We start from the raw sequence: 26,391 nt of genomic DNA on the forward strand, positions 1-26,391 counted from the left end.
GATATGGCACTGATCTCACTGGCGCAGGGCCTGGCTCATGCGCAACAAAACGGTTATGCCCTCGGCGCGTTTAACGTGCTCGATACCCACTTTCTGCGTGCCCTGTTCCATGCGGCAGAGCAGCAGCGTTCGCCGTTTATCATCAATATCGCCGAAGTGCATTTTAAGTATGTCAGCCTCGATCATCTGATTGCGGCCATCCGCACAGAGGCGGCATTGCACGATATTCCGGTGGTGCTTAACCTCGATCACGGCCTGCATTTCGAGGCGGTGATGCAGGCGATCCGTCTCGGTTTTACCTCAGTGATGTTTGATGGTTCCACCCTCAGTTATGACGAGAATGTGCGCCAGACCCAGGAAGTGGTGAAGATCTGCCACGCGCTCGGGGTGTCGGTGGAAGCGGAACTCGGCGCGGTCGGCGGGGATGAAGGTGGTGCGTTGTTTGGTGAAGCGGACAGCGACAAATTTACCGATCCCCGACTGGCGGCGGAGTTTGTGCGCAGCACCGGCATTGATTGTCTGGCGGTGGCGATTGGTAATGCGCATGGCAAATACAAAGGCGAACCGAAACTCGATTTCGACCGGCTGGCGGCGATCCGCGATGCGACGCGCGTGCCGCTGGTGCTGCACGGTGGTTCCGGCATCAGCGATGCGGATTTCCGTCACGCCATCAGTCTGGGTATCCATAAAATCAATTTCTACACCGGCATGTCTCAGGCGGCGCTGGGGGCAATTGAGAGCCAGATTGCCCAGCGTGAAGCGCGCTACGATGCCTTTGCCGAACTGCTGATGGCAGTGGAGCGCGATATCGCCAACGTGGTGGCGCAGCAGATGCGGGTATTTGGCAGCGCCGGGAGAGCCTGAGATGGTGGCACGCAGCGGCATCTTAGCGGCAGGCAGCATGCTGGTGGATCATGTGCAGCGTATCAGCCACTGGCCGGAGCAGGGCTGGCTGGCCGAAATCCACCACAGCGAAAAATGTAGCGGTGGTGCGGTGCCGAATGTGTTATTCACCCTGGCACGTATGCAGATCAACCTGCCGCTGGCGGCTGTCGGGATGATTGGTGAGGACAGTGACGGCGACTACCTGGTGCAACTGCTGGACCAGCATCATGTTGAACGACGTTTTGTCCAGCGTATCCGCAGCGTGAATACCGCCATGACCCAGGTGATGACCACGCCCGATGGGCAGCGCACCTTCTTCCATGCGCGGGGAGCCAATGCGCAGCTCGATCTGGCGCAGTTTGCCACGGTGAATACCGATCATCGCATCTTCCATCTGGGGTATCTGCTGCTGCTGGATGCCCTCGATGTGCCGGATACAACCTGGGGCACGCGCAGCGCACAGTTGCTGGCGCAGATGCAGCAGCGCGGTTATCTGACCTCACTCGATCTGGTGTCGCGTGCCGGGGAGTATCAGGCATTGGTGGTGCCCGCGTTACGCTGGCTCGACTATCTGGTGATTAACGAACTGGAAGCGCAATCGCTCACCGGTATCAGCCTGCGCAGTACACAGGGACTGGCAGCGCCCGCCAGCTTTGCTGCCGCTGCCCGTTGGCTGGCGCAGCAAGGGGTGCGTCAGCGCGTGGTGATCCATGCCCCCGAGGGCGCATGGGGGTTGCAGGTCGGTGGTGAAGGGCACTGGCAACCGGCGTGGCAGTTACAGCCGGAGGAGATTGTCGGCAGCGTTGGCGCAGGGGATGCCTTCTGTGCCGGGGTGCTGTATGCCAGCCACCAGGGCTGGCCGATGACCGACACCTTAAAGCTGGCGCATACCTGCGCCTGTTTCAATTTGCAGGCGGCCAATGCGCTGGACGGCACCCGCCCTTTGAGCGAGATGCAGCGCTGGATGGGTCAGGCGATTTGCGTGACCAGCGCTACCGACGCCGGGCGCATCACATCAGCGGAAAAAACATAACCGAGGCCGCGGATGGTGCGAATCAGGCTGGGCTGGTGCGGATTCATTTCAATCTTGCGCCGCAGCCGCATAATCAACACATCAATGGTGCGATCAAACACATCCAGGGTTTCGCTGTGGGTGAGTTCCAGCAATTGATCACGCGTCAGCACTTTGCGTGCATGGCACACCAGCGCGCGCAGCAGCGCATACTCGCCCTGGGTGAGCGGCACACTTTCGCGCTGGGGGTTGAACAACTGGCAACGTGCTTCATCCAGCCGCCAGCCATTAAATTGCCAGCCATCATCCTGAAGGTTGTCCGGTTGCGCCAGCCGTCCGCAACGGCGTAACGCGGCACGGGCGCGTGCCACCACCACGCGGGGATTGAAGGGTTTGGCAATATAATCGTCCGCGCCCATTTCCAGCCCGACCACCATATCCGCTTCCGATCCCATGCCGGTCAGCATGATCACCAGCAGTTCGGGCCGTTGTCGTTGCATCTGCTGCAACACCAGCAGGCCGTTGGTGTCCGGCAGCATCATATCCAGCATGACCAGCGAAATTTCCGGATGCGCCGCCAGTAAGGTCAGCGCGTCTTTGCCCTGGTGGCAGCTATAAACGGTAAAAACATGTTCACTCAACACATCATGCAGCAGTTCGCAGACGGCACGATCGTCATCCACTACCAGAATTGCGGGCTTCATTACGGGCCTCTTTTGTTATGGAAGAGTTAACGGAGAGTGTATACCGACCACTTTTGCCTGCTGCATCAGGCAACAGAAACGTGAGCGACATCGCCTGACAGAATGCGAAAGCGTGCGTTACCGCAATCTTTTTTCATGCCCTCATTGACGTGTGGGAAAACGATTGCGCGCACATAGTGCAATGCACCATAATCGCGCCTCGTTCTGGTTCAGAATAGTCTTAGCCGGTGCTGTGATTGAGAAGGTAAACGATTGCGTCCCGGCATGGCATAGCAATTGCTATGAGGACTGAGGGGAAAGGAGTTTGACTACAAGGCGGATCGATGGCAGAGCATGCAGCCCCGTCTGCTTTTTCCCGAAACAATAACGCGCATGCACACCCCATTGGCAAGAGAACGCACGTCAGTGACGTCTCCCCATCACGAGAGATGATGATGTTAGAAAAACTATTCAAGCTAAAAGCGCACAACACAACGGTCCGCACCGAAGTTATTGCGGGCATAACCACCTTCCTGGCAATGGCCTATATCCTGTTCGTTAACCCAAGCATCCTCGGTGCCACTGGCATGGATAAGGGTGCGGTCTTTGTGGCGACCTGTCTGGCGGCGGCGATTGGCTGTGTCCTGATGGGCCTGATTGCCAACTACCCGATTGCGCTGGCACCGGGTATGGGCCTCAACGCCTTCTTTACTTACACAGTGGTACTGCATATGGGTTACACCTGGCAAATCGCGCTGGGTGCGGTATTCCTCTCTGCCTGTATCTTCTTTGCTTTGTCGGTGTTCAAAATTCGTGAATGGATTATTGCCAGCATTCCGTTGCCATTGCGCGCCGGGATTGCGGCGGGTATCGGCCTGTTCCTGGCGCTGATTGCGCTGGAAGGGGCGGGTATCGTGGTGGATAACCCGGCGACGCTGGTGGGTCTGGGTGATCTGACCAAGCCGGGTCCACTGCTGGCACTGCTGGGCTTTGTCATCATCGTGGTGCTGGAAGCGCGTCGCGTTACCGGTGCGGTGCTGATCGGTATTCTGATCGTCACCTTCCTGTCGATGGGCATTGGCCTGACGCCGTTTGGTGGCGTGTTCTCTGCACCGCCGTCAATCGCCCCGACTTTCCTGCATCTGGATATCGCGGGTGCCTTTAACGTCGGCCTGGTGAGCGTGATTTTTGCCTTCCTGTTTGTGGACGTGTTCGACAACACCGGTACGTTGCTGGGTGTGACGAAGCGCGCCGGTCTGGCGGATGAGCAGGGTAACGTGCCGAAAATGGGCCGTGCGCTGATTGCCGACAGTGCGGCAGCATTGTTTGGTTCACTGCTGGGTACCTCAACCACCACCAGTTATGTGGAATCGGCAGCGGGCGTCAGCGCCGGTGGCCGTACCGGTCTGACGGCGATTGTGGTTGCCATTCTGTTCCTGCTCAGCCTGTTCTTCTCGCCGCTGGCGGGTAGCGTGCCGGTATTCGCAACGGCTCCGGCGCTGCTGTTTGTCGCCGTACTGATGGCATCCGGCCTGGCGGAGATTGACTGGAAAGACATCACCACTGCAGCCCCGGTCACGGTGACTGCGCTGACCATGCCGCTGACTTACTCCATCGCCAACGGTATTGCGTTTGGTTTTATTACCTGGACGGTAGTGAAACTGCTGAGCGGTCGTACTAAAGAGGTGAATGCGGCGCTGATTATTATGTCGATCCTGTTTGTGATTAAACTCGGTTGGTTGAGTGCGTAATCGGGCATTGAGGCGGTTTGGTTCGCCTCAGGCTGATATCGTTTCAGTTCACCGGTGCGGCGACTGAGTAAAGAGGGCCTGGCGGCCCTCTTTGCATTTCCCGGCGTTGCGCCGATTGCGGCTTCTTTGCGCGATAAATCGCGCCGCTACGTTACGTGCGGTCATGTGTAGCGGCGCGATTTATCGCGCAATTCAGCACGGCGGTCCTGAAATTGCCTAAAGTCTGGCGGGCGGAACCTTCTCAGGGCCAGACCGCCGTTGCCGTAAAATTACCTGAACGGTGGTTCATTAAAAGTACGCAATTTGCGCGAATGCAGCTTATCCCCCTCGGCGCGCAGCAGCTCGACCGCACAAATCCCAATCTGCAAATGTTCGGAAATCGCTCCCTCGTAGAAACGATTCGCCTGACCAGGCAGTTTGATTTCACCGTGTAACGGCTTATCCGAAACGCACAACAGCGTGCCGTAAGGCACCCGGAAACGATAACCCTGGGCGGCGATGGTGGCGCTTTCCATATCCACCGCTACCGCGCGGCTGAGATTAAAGCGCAGCGCAGAAGCGGAATAACGCAGTTCCCAGTTGCGGTCATCTGTCGTCACCACCGTTCCGGTACGCAGGCGTTGTTTGACCTCTTCACCGGGCATGCCACTCACCGCTTTGGTGGCGTCGTAGAGCGCGCGTTGCACCTCGGCGATGCTCGGAATCGGAATATCCGGCGGCAGTACGCTGTCCAGCACGTGATCGTCACGCAGGTAAGCATGTGCCAGCACGTAATCGCCAATGGTCTGGCTTTCACGCAGGCCGCCGCAGTGCCCTATCATCAGCCAGGCATGTGGGCGCACCACCGCCAGATGATCACAGATGGTTTTGGCATTGGAGGGGCCCACGCCAATGTTGACCAGAGTAATGCCACGGCGATTGGGTGAGGTCAGGTGCCAGGCCGGCATCTGATGTTTCTTCCACGCCAGATCCGACATCATCGCTTCCGGGTCCTGGGTATCTTTGGTGATCACCACATCACCGGCGCAGGCGAGGCTGTCGTAGGAGGTGTTGGGATCCTGCACCTGTTCAATTGCCCAGCGGACAAACTCATCAACGTAACGCGTGTAATTGGTAAACAGTACAAACGGCTGGAAGTGCTCCACGGCGGTGCCGGTGTAATGACGCAGACGCGCCAGCGAGAAGTCGGTACGCAGTGCATCAAAGTGTGACAGCGGGAGCTGCGCGTCAGCATGGAACAAACCATCGGCGGTTTCATCACCAATCTGCGACAGTTCGGTGGTGGGGAAATGGCGTGCAATGCTGGCGCTCATCGAGCGGTCCAGAGACAAATCGGAACCGTCAATCACATAAGGGTAAGGAATTTCCTGCTGCGAGGGTCCGACTTCAATCACCACCTCGTACTCTTTCTCAATCATCAGCAATTGCTCACTGAGATAGTGACGCAATAACGCCGGGCGCGTGATGGTGGTGCTGTAGCTGCCAGTGTGGGTAAAACGGCCCCAGGCACGGGTACGATTACGTTGCGGACCCTCGCCAGCCCAGGTAATACGCAGCTCCGGATAGACAAATAACCCTTGCTGGCGCGCTGCCTCATCCGGCAAACGTCCGTTTTTAGTAAAGTCGCGAATCGCGTTGCGTAACGCCTCTACCGCGTTGGCGTATAACCGCTCAAGTTCATCCAGCGCCTGCTGGCTGCTGATGCCGTTCCGTTGTGTATTCATAAGTTCTCCCGCATCAATTTTGGGCCGATTTGGCTATAGCATAGCGGGTAAACCCCTCAGCACCATGAAGAATCTGTGATCAACCGCATTCTGCACCAACAGAGTGCTGGTGCGTCTTAAAACGCTGGCTATGGTTAAGATCAGCAGACGCGTTCCCTCCCGCTTTGGCGCGATGCCGGTGCAAAAACTTGTCACCAATGCTTACCTTTGGCGAGCTTTTTGCTTGATTGTTAACCGTGGCCCTGCTGGTCACAGACTGCACATCGTTAAGTTTCAGAAATTGATTTCTCCCAGGCCGTGGTATGGCTCCGTTCCTGACCCGTTGAGGATTGAAAGCATGTCTTTGAAATTCATAAAATTACCATTGAAGGTTGTGATTGCAGGTTGCCTGAGCGCGGCATTTTATGCCCAGGCGGATATTAAGATTGGGGTGGCCGGTCCGTTCTCAGGCCCCAACGCCACTTACGGCGCACAGTACTGGAAGGGCGCGACTCAGGCAGCCGATGACATCAATGCGGCCGGAGGGGTGAATGGTGAAAAAATTGTGCTGGTGCAGGGGGATGATGCCTGCGAACCGAAACAGGCCGTCGCCGTTGCCAACCGCCTGGTAGACCAGGACAAGGTACTGGCCGTGGTGGGGCACTTCTGTTCCTCTTCCACCATGCCCGCTTCCGAAGTGTATGACGATGCTGGCGTGCTGGCGATTACCCCCGGCTCGACTAACCCGCAAATCACCGAACGCGGCATGAAAACCATGTTCCGTATGTGTGGCCGCGACGATCAGCAGGGGGCGATTGCCGCTAACTACATCATCGATAAGCTGAAAGCCAAACGCGTGGCGGTGATCCACGACAAAGACACCTACGGCCAGGGGCTGGCCGATGCCACCAAGGCTGCGCTGGAAAAGCGCGGAGTCAACGAGGTGCTGTATGAAGGTCTGTCGCGTGGCGAGAAAGATTTTAACGCGCTGGTGACCAAAATCGCCTCAGTCAAACCGGATGTGGTGTACTTCGGTGGCTGCCACCCGGAAGCCGGTCCGCTGGTACGTCAGATGCGTGAGCAGGGTGTGACGGCGGCCTTCTTCTCCGGTGACTGTATCGTGACTGAAGATATGGTGACCGCAGCGGGCGGCCCGCAATACACCAAGGGCGTTTATATGACATTTGGTCAGGATCCGCGTCAGATTCCTGACGGCAAAGCGGTGATCGCCAAATTCCGCGCCGGTGGTTTTGAGCCGGAAGGCTATACCCTGTATGCCTACGCTTCAGTGCAGGCGCTGGCCGCCGCTTACAAAGCCGCAGGTAAAGATAACGCCAAAGCCAGTGAGTGGCTGAAGGCCAATAGCGTTGATACCGTGATGGGCAAAAAAGCCTGGGACGGCAAAGGCGATCTGAAAGTCTCGGATTATGTGGTGTATCAGTGGGACGACAAAGGCAAATATCACCAGCTGTAAGCTGACACGCGGCCCCGCGTGTTGCGGGGCCATTCGCGATTGGGCGCGAAGTTTGCGCTCCCTTTAAGCACGGGACTTGCATATGGAAGCCTTCTTTCTCCAGCAGCTGGTGAACGGCCTGACACTGGGCGCGGTTTACGGGCTGATTGCCATTGGCTACACCATGGTTTACGGCATCATCGGCATGATCAACTTCGCCCACGGCGAGGTGTATATGGTCTCTGCCTATCTTTGTGCCATCGGGCTGGGGCTGCTCAGCTTTTTTGGCATTCACTCCTTCCCACTGCTGATCTTCGGCACCCTGATCTTCACCATTGTGGTGACGGCGGTCTACGGCTGGACTATCGAGCGCATCGCCTATCGTCCGTTACGTAACTCCACTCGTCTCGCACCGCTGATTTCTGCCATTGGTATGTCACTGATTTTGCAAAACTACGTGCAGATAAGTCAGGGTCCGAACCAGCAGGGTATCCCCACCCTGATGTCCGGTGTATTGCGCATGGAAGTGGGCGATGGCGTGGTGCAAATCACCTGGACCAAAGTGTTTATCCTGATTGCCGCGTTGTGCGGCATGGCGTTGCTTACCTGGATTATCCAATACACGCGGCTGGGACGGATTTGCCGTGCGGTGCAGCAGGACCGGCGCATGGCCGCCATTCTTGGTATCAACACCGACCGGGTGATTTCGCTGGTGTTTATGATTGGCGCGGCGATGGCGGGCCTGGCCGGGGTGCTGGTCACCCTGAACTACGGCACCTTTGATTTCTATATTGGCTTCGTCATCGGCATCAAAGCCTTTACTGCGGCGGTGCTGGGTGGCATTGGTTCGTTGCCGGGGGCGATGCTTGGCGGCCTGTTGCTTGGCGTGGCAGAAGCGCAGTTCGCCGGGCTGGTGAACTCCGATTACAAAGATGTTTTTTCTTTTGCCCTGCTGGTGGTGATTTTAATCTTCCGGCCACAGGGGCTATTGGGACGACCGCTGGTTGCCAAAGTATGAGGACGCCAAAATGAGTGCAATGACGCAACGAATTGATCTGCGCCAGTCGCTGCTGGATTGTCTGATGGCCGGGTTGGTGGCGCTGGTGGTGTTTGGCCCGATTGTCGGTGTGGTGCTGGATGGCTACAGTTTTCATCTTTCGCCGCAGCGTGTTGCTGTGCTGGTGGCGGTGGTGATGGTGGGCCGTCTGCTGTTTAGCTTGTTTCAGCAATCCGCTGCCGGGCAGCGCTTCGCGCGTAAATTCGAAGGCAATGATGATGGCGTGTACGTGCGCGAACCGGGCCATCGTTCACGCCTGCGCTGGATCCTGCCCTTGCTGCTGGTGGTGGCGCTGGCGTTTCCATTCCTCTCCAGCAAATACCTGCTGACGGTGGCGATTCTCGGGCTGATTTACGTCTTGCTTGGTCTTGGGCTGAATATTGTGGTGGGTCTCGCGGGGCTGCTTGATCTCGGTTATGTGGCGTTTTACGCCATCGGTGCCTACGGGCTGGCCCTCGGTTATGAGTATCTCGGCCTCGGATTCTGGAGCATGTTGCCGCTCGCGGCGCTGATGGCCGCCTTTGCTGGTGCGCTATTGGGTTTCCCGGTGCTGCGGATGCACGGCGATTATCTGGCGATCGTCACCCTTGGCTTTGGCGAAATCATCCGTCTGGTGCTGAACAACTGGCTGACATTTACCGGCGGCCCCAACGGGGTGTCGGTGCCGTCTCCCACCTTTCTCGGGCTGGAATTTGGTCGCCGTGCACGCGAGGGCGGGGTGCCGTATAACGAGTTTTTCCACCTCGACTACAACCCGAACATGAAGTTTATCTTTATCTACGTGGTGCTGGTTCTGGTGGTGCTGCTGGTGTTGTTTATCAAACATCGCCTGACGCGCATGCCGATTGGCCGCGCCTGGGAAGCGCTGCGCGAAGATGAGATCGCCTGCCGGGCGATGGGGCTGAATCACGTATTGGTCAAGTTGTCGGCGTTTATGCTGGGCGCGTCAACCGCCGGTATCGCTGGAGTGTTCTTTGCCAGCTATCAGGGTTTCGTCAATCCGACCTCGTTTACCTTTTTCGAATCGGCACTGATTCTCGCCATTGTGGTACTGGGCGGGATGGGTTCGACGCTGGGTGTGGTACTGGCGGCGTTTGTGCTGACCGTTGCTCCCGAGCTGCTGCGCAGCTTCGCCGAGTACCGGGTGCTGCTGTTTGGCGTGCTGATGGTGCTGATGATGATCTGGCGGCCACGCGGGCTGGTGCGAACCGCACGCGTAGGCGTGCCGCTGCGTAAAGGAGTACGCCATGAGTGATGCTATTTTGCAGGTGGATAACCTGATGATGCGCTTTGGCGGCATTAAGGCGCTTAATGACGTCAGCCTGGCCGTTGAACGTGGTTCGGTGACGGCGCTGATTGGCCCCAACGGCGCGGGAAAAACCACGGTATTTAACTGTTTAACCGGCTTTTACCGGGCGACAGGTGGGCGCATCACCCTGAATGCCAGGCAGCGATCTACCGACGTGATTCAGGTACTGGGGCAGAAAATTCACCCCGCTGACTGGCTGCATCCGGCGCGGCTCGGTTCGCGCGTCTGGTACAAAATGTTTGGCGGTGCGCATCTGGTGAACCGTGCCGGTCTGGCGCGCACCTTCCAGAATATCCGCCTGTTTCGTGAGATGTCGGTGATTGAGAACCTGCTGGTGGCGCAACATATGCAGGTTAACCGCCAGCTGCTGGCGGGCATTCTGAATACCCGCGGCTATCGCGAGGCGGAAAATCGCGCGCTGGATCGGGCGTTTTATTGGCTGGAGAATGTGGACCTGGTCGGCAGCGCCAATCGACTGGCGGGCACCTTGTCTTACGGCCAGCAGCGACGGCTGGAAATTGCCCGCGCGATGTGCACGCGACCGGAGCTGATCTGCCTCGATGAACCGGCTGCCGGACTCAACCCGGTGGAAACCGAGGCGTTAAGCCAGATTCTGCATCGTCTGCGCGCTGACCATCGCATCAGCGTGTTGTTAATCGAACACGATATGCCGATGGTGATGCGCATCTCTGACCATATCGTGGTGCTGGATCACGGGGATGTGATTGCCCAGGGCACCCCGCAGCAAATCCGTCATGACCCGAAAGTGATTGCCGCCTATCTCGGCGCGGAAGAGGAGAGTGATCATGGCTGAACCGATGCTGAGTTTTGAAGGGGTGGATGTGTTTTACGGTCCGGTACAGGCTTTGAAACAGGTTTCCCTGACAGTGAACGAGGGGGAAACTGTGGCGCTGATTGGGGCCAACGGGGCGGGCAAATCCACGCTGCTGATGTCGATCTTCAGCCAGCCGCGTATCGCTGCCGGGGAGATTCGCTTTCGCGGCGAAGCCATCAGCCACAAATCGACCCATGCGATTGCCGCCAGCGGCATTGCCCAGTCCCCGGAGGGGCGGCGAATTTTCCCCGATATGACGGTGGAGGAAAATTTGCTGATGGGTACCATCTCGCTTGGCGATCGTCATGTGCGCGAGGATAAGGACCGTATGTATCAGTTGTTTCCGCGCCTGCTGGAACGGCGTAAGCAACGTGCGATGACGCTGTCCGGTGGCGAACAGCAAATGCTGGCGATAGCGCGTGCGCTGATGAGTCGGCCAACGCTGCTGCTGTTGGATGAACCAAGCCTCGGTCTCGCACCGCTGGTGGTGAAACAGATCTTCAGCATCCTGCGTGAACTGACACAACAGGGCATGACGCTGTTTCTGGTGGAGCAGAATGCCCGCCATGCGCTGCAACTGGCCGACCGGGGCTATGTCATGGTCAACGGTGAAATTCTGCTGCGCGGCAGCGGCGAGGAATTGCTGCATAACGAGGATGTACGCAGTGCTTATCTGGGCGGTGCGGTCGATCCTGCGGCCCCGGGAACAAAAAGTTTGTAATAATGATTAAATGTTGACGGGAAACACTTTGCATAATTGTTAGCGGCCTATCATCATTATTCTTCTTGTCCAAAGTGATTTGGTATTCCCTTGCAAAATCCTGGCGTAGCAGTGATGCGGGCGATCAGAAAAACGGCGTGGTACCCAAAACGCCGTTCTTATCGCACGCTGTTGTGGCGTGAAATTACGCCTCTGGCCGTGCCCATCTTTATCGAAAACCTCTGCGTGATGCTGATGGGCGTCCTCAGTACCTTCCTGGTTAGCTGGCTGGGTAAAGAAGCGATGGCGGGCGTAGGCCTGGCCGACAGCTTCAATATGGTGATCATCTCATTCTTTGCAGCCATCGATCTCGGCACCACGGTGGTGGTGGCGTTCAGCCTTGCCAAACGTAATGGCAAACGCGCGCGTGCGGCCACCCGTCAGTCGCTGGGATTGATGACGGTACTGGCATTTTTGCTGGTGATCGCCATTGAGATCTGGGGTCACCTGATCATCGATGTGATTGCCGGGAGCGCCGAGCCCCAGGTGAAGGAGCTGGCGCTCAGCTACCTGCAAACTTCTGCGTGGAGTTATCCGGCAGCGGCGATTGCGCTGATCGGTAGCGGTGCTTTGCGCGGGGCGGGCAACACCAAAATCCCGATGCTGATCAACGGCGGGATGAACATCCTCAATATCATCATCAGTACCGTGCTGATCTATGGCTGTTTTGGCTGGCATGGCCTGGGTTTTATCGGGGCCGGTCTCGGGCTGACCATCTCACGCTATATCGGCGCAATAGCGGCGATTTACGTGCTGTATCTGGGTATCAACCCGGCGCTAAAGATCTCCATCCAGAGTTACTTTCGGCGCTGGAATTACGGCATCCTGATGGAAGTGCTGAGCATTGGTGTGCCTGCCAGTATCGAATCGGTGTTGTTTAACGGCGGTAAGCTGCTGACGCAGATTTTTGTCGCCGGGATGGGTACCAACGAAATCGCCGGTAACTTTATCGCCTTCTCGATTGCTACCCTGATTAACCTGCCCGGTAACGCATTAGGCTCGGCCTCGACCATTATCACCGGCAAGCGGCTCGGGCGTAATCAGGTGATGCAGGCCGAACGCCAGATCAAGCATGTATTCTGGCTGGCGATGATTGGCCTGTGTAGCCTGGCGGCGATCACCGTGCCGATTGCCGGGTTGCTGGCAAAGTTCTATACCCGCGATCCGGAGGTGATCACGGTGACCAAACACCTGATCTGGCTGAATGCCGCTTTTATGCCGATCTGGACCGCCTCCTGGGTGCTGCCCGCCGGGTTGAAAGGGGCGCGCGATGCCCGTTACACCATGTACGTTTCGATGTTCAGTATGTGGGGCGCACGCGTGGTAGCCGGTTATCTGCTTGGTATTGTGCTGGGTATGGGGGTGATTGGTGTGTGGCTCGGCATGTTCCTCGACTGGACAGTGCGCGGCATTTGCTTCTGGTGGCGTCTGACCAGCGGCACATGGCTGAATAATTATCGGCGAATGCTGGCGAAAACCGGGGGGTAAGTTCCCTTTAATGATGCGCGATAAATCGCGCCGCTACGGTATGTGCAATGAATTGTAGCGGCGCGATTTATCGCGCGGATAAGTCAAATGCGAAATAAGTAAAAACTATTATTTCCCCGCCGCTAATCTGTGCCATTTTCCCTGCTTAACTAAAAAATTAAATTCATCTGCTGGTCAATTCCGTTAATTAACCGCTGGCTTCGATACCGAAAAACTATTTTTCAGTGCAACCAGGAGCGTCAATATGGAAAACCCTGACAACATCGCCCCGTTATTTTCTGTGCGCCAGCTTTCTGTGGCGTTACCTGCCGGCATGGACCGCCGTTTTGCGGTGGAAAACCTCAGTTTTGATCTCTGGCCCGGGGAAATTCTTTGCATCATTGGCGAATCCGGTTCAGGTAAATCCGTCACCGCCCATGCGGCGATGGGGTTGCTGCCGAAGGCGCTGCGCGTGCAGGGCGGAGAGATTCTGTTGCGCGGTAACAACCTGTTGCAGCACAGCGCCGATCAGCTGCGTCAGTTGCAGGGCAAGACAATCGCCATCATCTTTCAGGACCCGTTGTCGGCGCTCAATCCGCTGATGACCATTGGTGAGCAGATCGCCGAGGTGATGCTGGCGCACAACGTCGGCACCCCCGCGTCACGCCAGCAAAAAGTACTGGCGCTGCTGGAAGAAGTCGGGTTGCCGGAACCGGATAAAATCCAGCATCAGCACCCGTTTCGCCTGTCCGGCGGGCAGCGTCAGCGCGTGATGATTGCCATGGCGCTGGCGCTCGACCCCGATATTCTGATTGCCGATGAACCCACCACTGCGCTGGACGTCACCACCCAGGCGCAAATCCTGCAACTTATCCGTGGCCTGCAACAGCGCAAGGCGATGAGCGTGATGTTTATCACCCACGATTTTGGTGTGGTGGAGGAGATCGCTGACCGGGTCATCGTGATGGAAAAAGGCCATATGGTGGAGTCTGGCCCGGCACAGCAGGTGTTAAGTGCGCCCCGACATCCCTATTCGCAGAAGTTGATTGCCGCCGTGCCACGTATGCATGCCGGTGACAAAGATGTGCGTGACACGCCAACGGTATTGCAGGTCAATAACCTGGTGAAAACCTATCGCAGCGACGGTGGCTGGCTGAGCCGCAGCCGTGAGGTGAAGGCGTTAAACAACGTCAGCTTCAGCCTGAACAAGGGCGAAACGCTGGGTATTGTCGGCGAGTCGGGTTCCGGCAAATCCTCGCTAGGCCGGGTGTTGCTGAAGTTGCTGGCGGCGGATAGCGGGGAAATCCTGTTTGACGGGCGCGATATCCTGCCGATGAAAGAAGCGGATTTCCGTCCGCTGCGGCGTTATATCCAGATGATATTCCAGGACCCCTTTGCTTCACTTAACCCGCGCCACACCATCGGCACCATCCTCTCGGCCGGTCCGCTGGCGCTGGGCGGCATGACGCCGCCGGAAGTGGAGCGTAAAGCCAAACAGCTGCTGCAACGGGTGGGCCTGGATGCCAGTGCCTGGCAGCGTTTCCCGCATGAGTTTTCCGGTGGTCAGCGCCAGCGCATTGGCATCGCGCGCGCGTTAATGTTCGACCCGGTGCTGCTGGTGGCGGATGAATCGGTCTCCGCACTGGACGTGTCGATTCAGGCCCAGGTACTGGAATTGCTGCGTAGCATTCAGCAGCAAACCCAGGTGGCGATGATTTTTATTACCCACGATCTGCGTGTCGCCAGCCAGATTTGTGACCGTATCGCGGTGCTGTTTAAAGGAGAAATTGTCGAGCAGGGCACGCCGCAGGCGGTGTTTCGCCAGCCGCAGCATCGTTATACACAACAACTGGTTAGCGCCATTCCTGGCCATGCGGAAGAGCGGGTGGTGTCTTAAGTTAAATTGGAAAAAGCTATGACAAAAGTCGTTGTCATTGTCCACTATCTCGCCAATACTTGATTAAAGTTTTGACTGCCTTAATCCCTTCTTCTGAGACGTTTTTTTTCAGTAATGTGGAGCGCAGAATGATAAAACCAGCTGTTCCGCAACAAGCCGTTGACGTGGATTTGGGACCGCTTGGCAATATGCTGAGTTTTTACATTCGTAGCATCAACATCGCCGTGTCGCGTGACCTTGACCAGCAACTGGCTGGACTCGAAGTGGCGCGCGGCACCGGCAAAATCAGCACGCTGCTGGTGGTGGATCGCCACCCCGGTATCCGGCCTTCGGTGATTGCCGATGTGATCCAGCGTGACCGTTCGGCCATGGCACGTCTGCTGGAGCAGATGGAGCAACAACAGTTGCTGACGCGCGAGGCCGACCACAGCGATAACCGTTCACAGGCGCTGTTTCTTACCGATCACGGTAAGGCTCTGGCGCAGCGCGTGCGCGAACTGACGCAACAGCAGGAAGATCGTTTTTTTCAGCGGTTGACGGCCAGAGAAAAACACACCGTCATCCGTTTATTAAAAAAAGTCTTACAGCCGTAATGCATGAATAAAAGCAGCATATTTCTGTGGGTGAGAAATTAATTTCACCTGCACGGCGAACTGTTTTCGAAATATCTCTGATGGCGTCTGATGGCAGACTGAAATAATGATGACAAAACTGCGGGAATTATTATGCCTGGTCCGTTTGTTGTGCCGGTTCACGGCGATGTGACATTGCCGGAGAAAGTCGATGTGGTGGTGATTGGCGGCGGCATTATTGGTTGCGCCACCGCGCTGGAAATTGCCGAACAGGGCGTCAGCGTCGCGTTATGCGAAAAAGGCGGCATTGGTCAGGAGCAATCCAGTCGCAACTGGGGCTGGGTGCGGCTGGCGCGCCGCGACCCGCGTGAAGTCCCGCTGATGGCCGAATCACTGCGTATCTGGCAGCAACTGGATCAGCGGGTGCAGGCGGACACCGGTTATCAGCGTGCTGGCATCACCTTTAACTGCGCCACTGACCAGGAATTCAGCGAGCTGCAAAGCTGGTCGCGGCATATGGCAGGCACCGGCTTTCGTGCTGAAATGCTGGATCGCGACGGGGTGGAGAAACTGTTCCCCGGCCACAAAATTCAGGGTGTGGGTGCGCTCTATACCCCGGATGATGGGCGTGCTGAACCGCAGAAAGCGGCTCCGGCGATTGCCGAGGCGGCACGCCGCCACGGTGCGCATATTCTGACGGAATGCGCGGTGCGCGGTATCGAAACCAGCGGTGGGCGTATTTCTGGCGTGATGACGGAACGCGGTGCGATTGCCTGCCAGAGCGTGGTGCTGGCCGGAGGTGCCTGGTCAGGGCTGATGGCGCAGCGCTTTGGTCTGCGCCTGCCACAGCTCAAGGTGCTGAACAGCGTGGTACGCACCGAGCCGCTGGCGGGAGGGCCGGAAGCGGCGTTCTGGGCGCGCGATTTTGCTATTCGTAAACGTCAGGATGGTGGCTACACCATCGCCTCCGGGCATGAAAGCGAAGTGGATTTCGTGCCCGACACTTTTCGTTTTGCCCGCAATTTCCTGCCGGCACTGCGCCATGAATGGGGATCATTACGCCTGCGTCTCACCGGACGATTTTATGACGAGTGGCGCATGCCACGTCACTGGCATCTGGATGAACCCAGCCCGTTTGAATATTGCCGCGTACTCGATCTGCCGCCGTCAAGAAAACTCACTGACAAGGTACTGGAGCAACTGAAACAGCAACTGCCTGCACTGGCCGGGCTGAAAGTCGCGCAGCGCTGGGCAGGCTGCATTGATGTGCTGCCGGATGCCATCCCGGTAATTTCCCATATCGAGCGTTATCCCGGCCTGGTGATGGCCACCGGTTTTTCCGGCCATGGCTTTGGTATCGGACCCGGAGCCGGACGCCTCACCGCTGACCTGGTACTCAACCGCACGCCGGTAGTGGACCCCAACGCTTTCCGTTTCTCCCGTTTCACAGATGGTTCAAAGATCGAAATTATGACCGGCTACTAACTCTTATTGCCGCAGCGCGGCGTTGTGTTTCTGTTCACCTGAGGAATAACAATGAGCGATAAGTTTACAGATTCCCTGCCAAAAATTTCCCGTCGGCAGGCCCTGGTTTATCTGGCCTCCGGCACCGCAGTGATGGCATTGCCGGGGCTGTTCGGCAGCAACGTGGCGCGTGCCGCAATGACCGGGGCAGCGGGAAGTGGTGGACAGATGGTGGTGGGGTTCTCCCAGGAACCGACGGTGTTTAACCCGCTGATGCCCCATATCGAGGTAGACGACGGCCTGCATTTCAGCTTGTTCGATCCGCTGTTTGGCATTGATGAGAAAGGCAATTTCACCCCATCCCTGGCGACAGAAGTGCCGACGCAGGCGAACGGCGGTATCTCCGCCGATGGTCTCAATTTCCATCTCAAACTGCGCGAAGGGGTGAAGTGGCACGATGGTCAGCCGTTCACTGCCGAAGATGTGAAATTCACCCTGGAACTGCTGGTAGATCCGAATTTCCGCAGCTGGAGCCGTTCCGGTCATGAGCTGGTGCGCGACATTACTATCGTCTCGCCGACCGAAATCAAATGGCGCATGGAAAAACCCTATTCGCCTTACACCTCGATTCTTGCCGCCACCTTTATTGTGCCGAAGCATGGCTTTGCCAACGTGCAGGACAAAAACACCGCGCCGTTCAACAGCGCGCCGGTGGGCACCGGGCCGTTCAAATGGCAGCAGCGGGTGCCGGGCGACCATATTGAACTGACGGCCAACAAAGATTACTTTGGCGACGGCCCGAAACTCGACCGGCTGATTTATAAATACATCCCGGATCTCAACGTGATGTACACCCAGTTTGTCTCCGGCGATATCGACATTGCCGGGTTGCAGTGGATCTCGGCGGATCATTACGACGAGGCGAAAAAGCTGCCGGGTAAAGTGGTGGACGTGTTCCAGAGCGCCACCATTGAGAACTTTGCCTTTAATCTGGCGCGTCCACAGTTCCAGGACCCCGCCGTGCGTGAAGCCCTGTATTACGCCATTGATAAACAAACCATTATCGATGCGTTGTATTACGGCCTGCCGAAGCCGACCGAAACCTATATGCCGCGTCAGTCGTCATATTTTAACGCCGACTTACCGGCCCATGAATTCAGTCTCGATAAAGCCAAAGCGCTGCTGGATAAGGCAGGCTGGAAGCCCGGTGCGGGCGGGATACGCGAGAAGAATGGCGTCAAACTGTCGTTCACTAACTCCACCACCGCCGGGAACCATCTGCGCGAACAAATGCAGCAGTTTATGCAGCAAAGCTTCCAGGAAATTGGCGTCGAGATGAAGATCTCCAACCTGCCGCCTGCGGTGATGTGGGGCGATTACTGGATGCTGTCGAAATTTGATAGCGCCATTGTTGGTCTGAATTACCTCACTGGCTCCGATCCCGACACCGCCACCTACATGCGTTCCGATGCCATTCCGGCCCTGGGTGGGGCGGGGCAGAACGTATTCCAGTACAAAAATCCCGGGGTGGACAAGCTGCTGGCGCAGGGCAGTGCCGAATTTGCCCCCGAGCAGCGTAAGGCGGCTTATCTGCAAATCCAGGCGCTGGTGCGCAAAGACCTGCCGTTCCTGACGTTGTTCAGTTTCGCCAATGTGCGCGGTCACAAGCAGGGTGCGGAAAATATCATTCCCAACATCAACGTGCGCATCGATAGCTGGAACGTCAACACCTGGTACTGGAACAAAAAAGCCTGAGTCCATTCACAGATCGCGTGACGTGATCGCGCGTCACGCCGGGGAGGAGAGCCATGGGCGCATTTTTGCTACGACGTGTTGGCCAAAGCATCATTTTGCTGTTGCTGGTGTCGATCATCGGCTTTGCCGCACTGAACCTGGCACCCGGTGGGCCACTGTCGCAATATGCCTTAACGCCGGGGATGACCCAGGAAGCGATGCAACGCATCGCCACCCAGATGGGACTGAACCGGCCTTTGCCGGTGCAATATTTTGACTGGCTCAGCCATTTGCTGCGTGGGGACTGGGGGCGATCTTACCGTGATGGTCAGCCGGTACTCAGCATCATCTTTTCGCATCTGCCTGCCACTTTGTTGCTGATGTGCACCTCAATGGTGTTTTCCATCGCTATTGGCGTGTGGATTGGCATTCAGAGCGCCATCAAACGTGACAGCCTGTTTGATCGCATGGCGACCATGGGGGCGATGGTGGCGCTGTCGATTCCCACCTTCTGGTTCGGCCTGGTGGCGATTTATTTCTTTGCACTGAAGCTGCAATGGCTGCCCGCCGGAAATATGTACACCGTGGGGGACGGTTCGCTGCTGGATGTGTTGCGCCATCTGATTCTGCCGGTGCTGGTGCTGACTTTTGTCGATGTGGCGATCTGGAGCCGCTACATGCGCACCGCCACGCTGGAGGTAATCAACCAGGATTTCATCAAAACCGCGCGTGCGAAAGGTGTTTCCCCACGTCGCGTGCTGATGAAGCATGTGGTGGGCAATGCGCTGCTGCCGATGATTACCCTCGCGGGCATGCAACTGCCGACCATTCTCGGTGGCGCGCTGGTGGCGGAGACGGTGTTCACCTGGCCGGGCATGGGGCGTCTGTTCCTCGACAGCCTCGGCTACAGCGATTACCCGGTGGTGATGGGGTTGCTGATGTGTTCGGCCATTCTGGTGCTGATTGGCAATCTGCTGGCGGATGTGATCACCGCGCTGGTCGATCCGCGTATTCGTCCCGCTTAAGGAGGCAAGATGGCATCTTCCGTGATTACGCCACCGGTCGCCACGTCACGCTGGCGAGGCAACCGTACGCTGCAACGCTTTTTGCGTCACCGGCTGGCCTGCACCAGTCTGCTGCTGATTATCCTGATGGCACTGGCCTGCGCATTCGGCCCCGCATTGCTGCCGTTTGACGATCTCCATATCGACCTGCGCGCGCGTTTTGCGCCGCCGCTTACCGGCTGGCACTGGCTGGGCACCGATCCACTCGGGCGTGATTTGCTGGCGCGACTGTTGATGGCCGGGCGTATTTCGCTGCTGGTGGGTTTCTTTGCCATGTTGCTCAGTATCATGCTGGGCACGCTGGTGGGGATTGTGGCTGGCTATTACGGCGGACGTGTTGGCGCGCTGCTGATGCGCGTCGTCGATGCGTTTCTCGCTTTTCCCAGCGTGTTTTTGCTGCTGGCGCTGGCGGCGTTTATTAAACCGGATCCGGCGATGATTACCGTGATTATCGCGGTGACCAGCTGGATGGAAGTGGCACGCATTGTTGAGGCGGAAGTACGTTCGCTGCGTGAACGTGAATATATTCTGGCGGCGCGCATGCTGGGTCTGTCCGGGCGCTGGATTATGTTCCGTGAGCTGCTACCCAACGTGGTCGGGCCGATTATTGTCGCCGCGACGCTGACGGTGGCACGCGCCATCCTGCTGGAAGCCTATATCAGCTTTCTCGGCTATGGCATTCAGCCACCGCTTCCGAGCTGGGGCAACATGCTCAACGGTGCACAGCAGTACCTGATTCGCGCGCCCTGGCTGGCACTGGTGCCGGGCATCGCCATTACTCTGGCGGTAACCTGCTTTAACTTTATTGGCGATGGGCTGCGCGATGCGCTGGACGCCCGCAGCGAGAAAGAGTGAGGTGACTCATGGCCCGGTTCTCCCCGTTTGAAGATTCGCTGTGGTTTGCTACTGCGGCTACCGCGCCGCCATTGCCCCCGTTGCAGGGCGAGCGCCAGGCCGATGTCTGTGTGGTGGGCGGCGGTTATACCGGCCTGACCACGGCGCTGACGCTGGCAAAGCAGGGGGTAAAAGTCATTCTGCTGGAGGCACAGCAGGCGGGTTTTGGTGGCTCAGGACGCAACGCTGGTCACTGTACACCCACCTTCACCCATTTTTCCCTGCCGGAACTGCGACGCTTGTTAGGTGAACCCTGGGCGGAACGATTGATTACGCGTCAGACCCAGGCGAATCATCAGGTCAGCGCGATGATTCGTGATTACCAGATTGACTGCGAATGGCAGCAAAACGGTTATCTGCAGGCAGCGGCACGGCCCGGAGCCATGAAACTTGTCGAAGAGAAAGCCCGTCAGTACAACGCGGTGGGGGCGCATACTGAAGCGGTAGATGCCGCGCAGGCGGAACGCATCAGTGGCAGCCCGCGCTTTTATGGTGGCTGGTTTCATCATGAAGGGGGGCACCTCAATCCGTTGGGCTATGCACGCGGCCTGGCGCGTGCGGTGGTGCAGGAGAGCGGCGAGATCTATTGTGAATCGCCGGTCAGTGAGGTGAAAAAACAGGGTACAAAATGGCAGGTGATGACGCCGCAGGGTGCCGTGCTGGCAGATAAAGTGATTTTCGCCACCGGCGCTTACACCGTTGCGGGGTGGCCGCAGCTGGCACAAAGTTTTCGTATCATGCGGGTGTTTGTGGCGGCAACCCAGCCGCTGGATGAGGCGTTGCGCCGCCATGTACTGCCCCTGAATACCACCCTCCATGACGGACGCGGTGATATCTACGTTTATAAATACAACCAGCAGGGGCGTATTGTTGCCTCGATGTTTCCGATGGGGCGGCGCGGGCGTGAGATGAACTATACCCATCAGGTGATGAGTGACCGACTGCGCTGGCTGCATCCGGCTATCGACCAGCCGTTACGCTGGGAATATTTCTGGTATGGCGAGCTGGATATGCAGCAGCGCACTATCCCGCGGCTGTATCAGCTGGCACCCGGTGTGGTGGCGCTGACCGGCCTTTCCGGGCGAGGCGTGCCCACTGGCAGTATGCTGGGCGGTATTCTGGCCGAATGGGCGCTGGAGGTGCCGGAGAGTGAGCTGGCGCTGAAAATTGAACCGCTGCATAAAGCCCCGTTCTGGATGGGCTTTGGCCCACAACTGACGCTGCGTTATTACCGTGCACGGGATTGGTTGCGCTGCCGCATGGAAGGTGCCGCGCTGCCACCTCATGCCTGATGTTATATGCAATTTGCGGCAATGAAGCGCAGAACTAATTGTTTTGGTTATAAGCCGGGGTGCGCTTTACTGACATGGTCAATCATTTCTGGAGAACAGCCGATGAAAAAGTTACTACAGCAGTGGTTTAATCGTTTCAATCAGCCGCAGAACGCGGTGCCGCAACAGCGTGACATCGATGTCGCGAAACATATTGAGCTGCTCATCCCCATCAGCCAGCTGTATGGCATTGAATTCCATCCCTCGGTGTATCGTTACTATGAAAGATGAACGATTCCATCTGGTGATGCGCTACAGCTACTGGAATGAGCTGTGCGCTGTGACGGGTAATCAGTAGATCACCGGCATTTTATCCAGGTCAGCCCGGTAGGTGCAGGTATTGGTGTAACGGCGCGATTTATCGCGCTTTTTTTATGCGCCCAATCTGACGAATTTCTGCACATTGTTTAAATAATTCTTACAAACCCTGCTTGATTCGTTCAACTGTATTGATTGTGTAATAAATGCGTAAAGAAATGTTTTTCTTTACCGTTGCGCTCGTGTAAAAATACGAAAGTAAATGATAACCATTCTTTTTATCGTTTAAGGGATCAGGCCAGACCTGCGTGAAATTTCCCCTGTGGCCTGATGTGCGCATCAATAACAACAATCAAACCCACACGTTTAAAAATGGATAAAAATCGCAATCTGCCGTTTGGCAGCTTTAACTCGCTGACCTTGTTCACCGGGCTGTGCATCGGTATCTCTCCAGCGGCAGCGCTGGCGGCAGACAATACCGGCAAAAAAACCGACGATACCCTGGTAGTGGAAGCGCAGACCCCTTCGCTCTATTCACCAGGCGTTTCCGCCGATCCGAAATTCACCCAGCCGCTGGTGGATACCACACGTACCATCACGGTGATCCCTGAACAGGTGATTAAGGATCAGGGCGTCAATAACCTCACCGATGCGCTGAAAAACGTACCGGGTGTGGGGGCGTTTTATGCCGGAGAAAACGGCAGCTCGTCCACCGGGGATGCGGTGTATATGCGTGGTATCGATACCTCGAACAGCATTTACGTTGATGGCATCCGTGATATCGGTAGTGTGACGCGCGATACCTTCAACACCGAGCAGGTTGAGGTGATCAAAGGCCCGTCAGGGACCGACTATGGTCGCAGCGCACCCTCTGGTTCCATCAATATGATCAGCAAACAGCCGCGACTGGATACCGGTCTTGATGCCTCAGTCAGTGTTGGCAGCGCCTGGATGCGTCGCGGAACACTGGATTACAACCAGGCCATCAGCGATAACGCCGCTTTCCGGCTTAATCTGATGGGAGAAAAAACCCACGATGCCGGGCGAGATAATATCCAGAATGAACGTTATGGCGTGGCACCGTCGCTGGCGTTTGGGCTGGATACTTCAACCCGCCTGTATCTCAATTACCTGCATGTGCACCAGAACAATACCCCGGATGGCGGCATTCCGACCATCGGCCTGCCGGGTTACTCCTCACCAACCGCCGCAACCTCCGCGCTGAATAATTCCGGTAAGGTGGCGACCAGTAACTACTACGGCACTGATTCGGATTTCGACAAATCGACTACCGATACCGCCACGATTCGTTTTGAACATGATCTGTCGGATAACACCACCATCCGTAACACCACGCGCTGGTCGCGGGTGAAGCAGGAGTATCTGCTGACGGCAGTGATGGGCAGCACCATTGGCATGCCGGACCCGAATGATGTGGGCACCTGGACCTGGACGCGTAACGCCAACCTGAAAGACGTCAGCAACCGTATCCTGACCAACCAGACCAATATCACCTCGAAGTTTTATACCGGTTCGGTCGGGCATGATGTTAGCGCCGGGGTGGAGTTTACCCGTGAAAACCAGACCAACTATGGTGTGAATGCGATTACCGCGCCAGCGGTCAATATCTACCATCCGATCAGCAGCATATCGGTGGGGGGATTGGATCGTAATGGCGCGAACGCTAATGGCCAGACCGACACCTTTGGCATCTACGCCTTCGATACCCTGGCGATCACCAAAAACTTCGAGCTGAACGGCGGCATTCGCCTCGACAACTATCACACTGATTACGACAGCGCCACCGCCTGTGGCGGCACCGGTCGCGGTGCGCTGGCCTGCCCAGCTGGCGTGGCAACCGGTACGCCGGTCACCACGGTGGATACGGCGAAATCGGGTAACCTGGTGAACTGGAAAGCGGGTGCGTTGTATCGTCTGACTGAACACGGCAACGTATATGTTAACTACGCCATCTCCCAGCAACCGCCAGGTGGCAGCAACTTTGCACTGGCGGCCGGTGGCAGCGGCAATAGCGCCAATCGTACCGATTTCAAACCACAAAAAGCCAAATCCAGTGAAGTGGGCACCAAGTGGGAAGTGCTGGATAAACGTCTGCTGCTGAACGCGGCGCTATTCCGTACCGATATTGAGAACGAAGTGGCGGAAAATGATGACGGTACTTATTCGCAATACGGTAAGAAACGTGTAGAGGGTTATGAGTTGTCGGCCACCGGTAACATCACGCCGGACTGGCAAATCATCGCCGGGTTTACCCAGCAACATGCCTCGGTGACTGAAGGTGACAGTGTAGCCCAGGACGGTTCTTCTGCGCTGGCCTATACGCCGAAACATGCCTTTACCCTGTGGACCAACTACCAGGCGACGGATGCGCTGTCAGTCGGTGCCGGTGCGCGTTATGTCGGCAGCCTGCGTCGTGGCAGTGATGGCGCAGTGGGCACGCCGGACCATACCGAGGGGTATTGGGTGGCCGATGCGAAGCTGGGCTATAAGGTGAATAACAACCTTGATCTGCAACTTAACGTCTACAACATCTTTGATACCAACTATGTTGCCTCGATCAACAAGAGTGGTTACCGCTACCATCCGGGTGAGCCGCGGACTTTCCTGTTGACCGCCAACGTCCATTTCTAACCGACTGTAGCGGCGCGATTAACTGCGCGCGATAAATCGCGCCGCTACGGAATGTGCCAGCCTCACTTTTTTAAGAGAGAACAACGCGATGATGTATCACATTCCTGCCGTGCTGACGCCGGAAGAGGTCGCCAGTTTTACTTCCCTGCTGCAACAGGCTGAATGGGTCGATGGCCGGGTTACTGTCGGCAGCCAGGGGGCGACGGTCAAAAACAACCAGCAAATCGATACCCGTACCCCCTTATACGATCGGTTGCAGGCGGCGGTATTGCAGGCACTGAACAACAATCCGCTGTTCTTTTCCGCTGCGCTACCGCGCACCATTTCCACACCGTTGTTTAATCGCTATGAACAGGGGGAAACCTACGGATTTCATGTGGACGGCGCAGTACGTCACAACGGTGCGGCGGGCTGGATGCGTACCGATCTTTCCGCCACGCTGTTCCTGTGTGAACCGGACAGCTATGACGGCGGCGAGCTGGTGATTGAGGACACTTACGGCCAGCACAAGGTCAAACTTCCCGCCGGGCATCTGGTGTTGTATCCCTCCAGCAGCCTGCACTGCGTCACACCGGTGACGCGCGGTGCGCGCGTGGCGTCCTTCCTGTGGGTTCAGTCGATGGTGCGCGATGATAAACAGCGCGCCATGTTATTCGAGCTGGACCGCAATATTCAGAGCCTGAAAGCGCGCCACGGCGACAGCGAGGAGCTGCTGTCGCTGCTGAATATGTATCATAACCTGCTGCGTGGCTGGACAGAGGTGTAAACCAGCTCGTTAGTGCTCAAACTCGCACTCCGTCATGGCCTTTTTGCCCTTGATCACGCCAATGAACAGCAGACGAAATTCATTGAATTGATGGGTAATAATGGTCTGATTATCGGCCGAGCGGAACGTCTTCACCATAAAGGAGGGGACACTGCGGGTGTGGTCGTAAGGCTGATGCTTAATCTGCACCAGCGAGAAATGCTGATTAAGCATATTGATACTGTCCGTTCCCACCTGGAGAGAAACCAGGGTGTAGGCGGTACCGTTGGCCGGGTCCGGGATATTATTGAAGCCGCAACGGTAGGTACCGGTACGGATAATCACACGACCTTCTGGCATGATGCGGCTCACACCCGTGTTAGGCGGCGGCGTGTAGGGTTCAGGTGTGACAGAACCTGGCTGGTAAACATAATGAGCCGTGGTGATCGGCTGCTCTGGCGCAGGTTTCGCCGGCGCGTGTGGCGCATCCGCTGCGGGTGCTTTGGTTTCAGCCATAGGGGAAACCGCTGCGGTGTTAAGTGCCGCGATGCGTTGCTGGTATGCCGTCTGTAATTGGGCGGCATCGGTGCCGCGGCTGCGCAGTTGTTTCAGCCAGTCACGCTGCGATTGTTTTAACTGCGCTGCATCGTTACCGGTAAGGCCAGACATCTTGTTGCGATAAGCGGCGGCTAAAGTTTCATCCAATGCCGAGAGCTGCGGATTCTGGCAAATCAGTTTTTCCTGCGGCGTGCTGGCGCGGGTGCAGTCAAAAGAGGCGGCCATGGCCGGAGAAACTGCGCCGAGTAACAGCATGGAAGCCAGGATAGTTCGCTGGAGAGGCATCATTATTCCCTGATTGATGGAT

22 protein-coding genes are annotated in these 26,391 nt (G+C 56.9%); 19 read left to right on the forward strand and 3 right to left on the reverse strand.

From position 1 onward, the window contains the following. Positions 1-3 precede the first annotated feature (3 nt). Positions 4-864, forward strand: a complete 861-nt coding sequence (locus PW844_RS06165) for a ketose 1,6-bisphosphate aldolase (protein ID WP_299449522.1) — start codon at positions 4-6, stop codon at positions 862-864. A 1-nt stretch (position 865) separates the two neighbouring features. Beyond that, positions 866-1,918 (forward strand): carbohydrate kinase family protein, encoded by a 1,053-nt coding sequence (locus PW844_RS06170; RefSeq protein ID WP_299449523.1) that lies wholly within the window; start codon positions 866-868, stop codon positions 1,916-1,918. Here PW844_RS06170 and PW844_RS06175 read toward each other — a convergent pair. Further along, complete coding sequence (locus tag PW844_RS06175; RefSeq protein WP_299449524.1) at positions 1,855-2,601, reverse strand: response regulator transcription factor; 747 nt, start codon at positions 2,599-2,601, stop codon at positions 1,855-1,857. The two genes, PW844_RS06170 and PW844_RS06175, sit on opposite strands and share 64 nt — an antisense overlap. 431 nt (positions 2,602-3,032) lie before the next feature. On the opposite strand from PW844_RS06175, the gene PW844_RS06180 reads away from it, so the two are divergent. After that, positions 3,033-4,331, forward strand: coding sequence for an NCS2 family permease (locus tag PW844_RS06180; protein WP_217621306.1), 1,299 nt, complete (start codon positions 3,033-3,035; stop codon positions 4,329-4,331). 269 nt (positions 4,332-4,600) lie between these two features. Here PW844_RS06180 and PW844_RS06185 read toward each other — a convergent pair whose 3' ends face one another. Further along, the gene (locus PW844_RS06185) at positions 4,601-6,055 is read right to left on the reverse strand and encodes an AMP nucleosidase (protein ID WP_299449526.1); all 1,455 of its coding nucleotides are present in this window, start codon (positions 6,053-6,055) and stop codon (positions 4,601-4,603) included. Between the two features lie 337 nt (positions 6,056-6,392). Here PW844_RS06185 and PW844_RS06190 point away from each other — a divergent pair, with 337 nt between their 5' ends. The 16 genes from PW844_RS06190 (at position 6,393) to ybiX (ending at position 25,547) form a co-directional block, all read left to right on the forward strand. Further along, complete coding sequence (locus PW844_RS06190; RefSeq protein WP_299449527.1) at positions 6,393-7,508, forward strand: branched-chain amino acid ABC transporter substrate-binding protein; 1,116 nt, start codon at positions 6,393-6,395, stop codon at positions 7,506-7,508. An 82-nt stretch (positions 7,509-7,590) separates the two neighbouring features. Next, the gene (locus PW844_RS06195; RefSeq protein ID WP_299449528.1) at positions 7,591-8,505 is read left to right on the forward strand and encodes a branched-chain amino acid ABC transporter permease LivH; all 915 of its coding nucleotides are present in this window, start codon (positions 7,591-7,593) and stop codon (positions 8,503-8,505) included. A 10-nt stretch (positions 8,506-8,515) separates the two neighbouring features. Then, positions 8,516-9,799, forward strand: coding sequence for a high-affinity branched-chain amino acid ABC transporter permease LivM (livM, locus tag PW844_RS06200; RefSeq protein ID WP_299449530.1), 1,284 nt, complete (start codon positions 8,516-8,518; stop codon positions 9,797-9,799). Continuing rightward, entirely contained in the window at positions 9,792-10,667 is an 876-nt protein-coding gene (locus tag PW844_RS06205; RefSeq protein ID WP_299449531.1) for an ABC transporter ATP-binding protein, read from the forward strand. The genes livM and PW844_RS06205 overlap by 8 nt, the downstream gene beginning before the upstream one ends. Beyond that, entirely contained in the window at positions 10,660-11,409 is a 750-nt protein-coding gene (locus tag PW844_RS06210) for an ABC transporter ATP-binding protein (protein ID WP_299449532.1), read from the forward strand. The genes PW844_RS06205 and PW844_RS06210 overlap by 8 nt, the downstream gene beginning before the upstream one ends. A gap of 114 nt (positions 11,410-11,523) precedes the next feature. Further along, positions 11,524-12,936, forward strand: a complete 1,413-nt coding sequence (locus tag PW844_RS06215; protein ID WP_299449533.1) for an EmmdR/YeeO family multidrug/toxin efflux MATE transporter — start codon at positions 11,524-11,526, stop codon at positions 12,934-12,936. A gap of 244 nt (positions 12,937-13,180) precedes the next feature. Then, the gene (locus PW844_RS06220) at positions 13,181-14,812 is read left to right on the forward strand and encodes an ABC transporter ATP-binding protein (protein ID WP_299449534.1); all 1,632 of its coding nucleotides are present in this window, start codon (positions 13,181-13,183) and stop codon (positions 14,810-14,812) included. 128 nt (positions 14,813-14,940) lie between these two features. Beyond that, complete coding sequence (locus PW844_RS06225; RefSeq protein WP_299449535.1) at positions 14,941-15,405, forward strand: MarR family transcriptional regulator; 465 nt, start codon at positions 14,941-14,943, stop codon at positions 15,403-15,405. Positions 15,406-15,537: 132 nt separating this feature from the next. Further along, on the forward strand, positions 15,538-16,869 hold the full coding sequence (locus tag PW844_RS06230) for an FAD-binding oxidoreductase (RefSeq protein ID WP_299449536.1): 1,332 nt from the start codon (positions 15,538-15,540) through the stop codon (positions 16,867-16,869). 51 nt (positions 16,870-16,920) lie between these two features. Then, positions 16,921-18,603 (forward strand): peptide ABC transporter substrate-binding protein, encoded by a 1,683-nt coding sequence (locus PW844_RS06235; RefSeq protein WP_299449537.1) that lies wholly within the window; start codon positions 16,921-16,923, stop codon positions 18,601-18,603. 53 nt (positions 18,604-18,656) lie between these two features. Beyond that, positions 18,657-19,607 carry an ABC transporter permease gene (locus tag PW844_RS06240; RefSeq protein WP_299449538.1) on the forward strand — a complete coding sequence of 317 codons (951 nt, stop codon included), beginning with the start codon at positions 18,657-18,659 and terminating at the stop codon, positions 19,605-19,607. Positions 19,608-19,616: 9 nt separating this feature from the next. Next, positions 19,617-20,501 carry an ABC transporter permease gene (locus tag PW844_RS06245; protein WP_299449539.1) on the forward strand — a complete coding sequence of 295 codons (885 nt, stop codon included), beginning with the start codon at positions 19,617-19,619 and terminating at the stop codon, positions 20,499-20,501. A gap of 8 nt (positions 20,502-20,509) precedes the next feature. Beyond that, positions 20,510-21,832: an FAD-binding oxidoreductase gene (locus PW844_RS06250; RefSeq protein WP_299449540.1), complete on the forward strand. Its 1,323-nt coding sequence runs from the start codon at positions 20,510-20,512 to the stop codon at positions 21,830-21,832. A 102-nt stretch (positions 21,833-21,934) separates the two neighbouring features. Beyond that, positions 21,935-22,102 (forward strand): hypothetical protein, encoded by a 168-nt coding sequence (locus tag PW844_RS06255; protein ID WP_299449541.1) that lies wholly within the window; start codon positions 21,935-21,937, stop codon positions 22,100-22,102. Positions 22,103-22,501: 399 nt separating this feature from the next. Further along, positions 22,502-24,781: a catecholate siderophore receptor Fiu gene (locus tag PW844_RS06260; RefSeq protein ID WP_299449542.1), complete on the forward strand. Its 2,280-nt coding sequence runs from the start codon at positions 22,502-22,504 to the stop codon at positions 24,779-24,781. Positions 24,782-24,869: 88 nt separating this feature from the next. Then, positions 24,870-25,547 (forward strand): PKHD-type hydroxylase YbiX, encoded by a 678-nt coding sequence (ybiX, locus tag PW844_RS06265; protein ID WP_299449543.1) that lies wholly within the window; start codon positions 24,870-24,872, stop codon positions 25,545-25,547. A gap of 9 nt (positions 25,548-25,556) precedes the next feature. Here ybiX and PW844_RS06270 read toward each other — a convergent pair whose 3' ends face one another. Then, positions 25,557-26,372: a lysozyme inhibitor LprI family protein gene (locus PW844_RS06270; RefSeq protein WP_299449544.1), complete on the reverse strand. Its 816-nt coding sequence runs from the start codon at positions 26,370-26,372 to the stop codon at positions 25,557-25,559. Positions 26,373-26,391: the final 19 nt, after the last annotated feature.

This window comes from Pantoea sp. (assembly GCF_028283705.1).
In the GTDB taxonomy this organism is placed as follows: Bacteria; Pseudomonadota; Gammaproteobacteria; order Enterobacterales; family Enterobacteriaceae; genus Pantoea.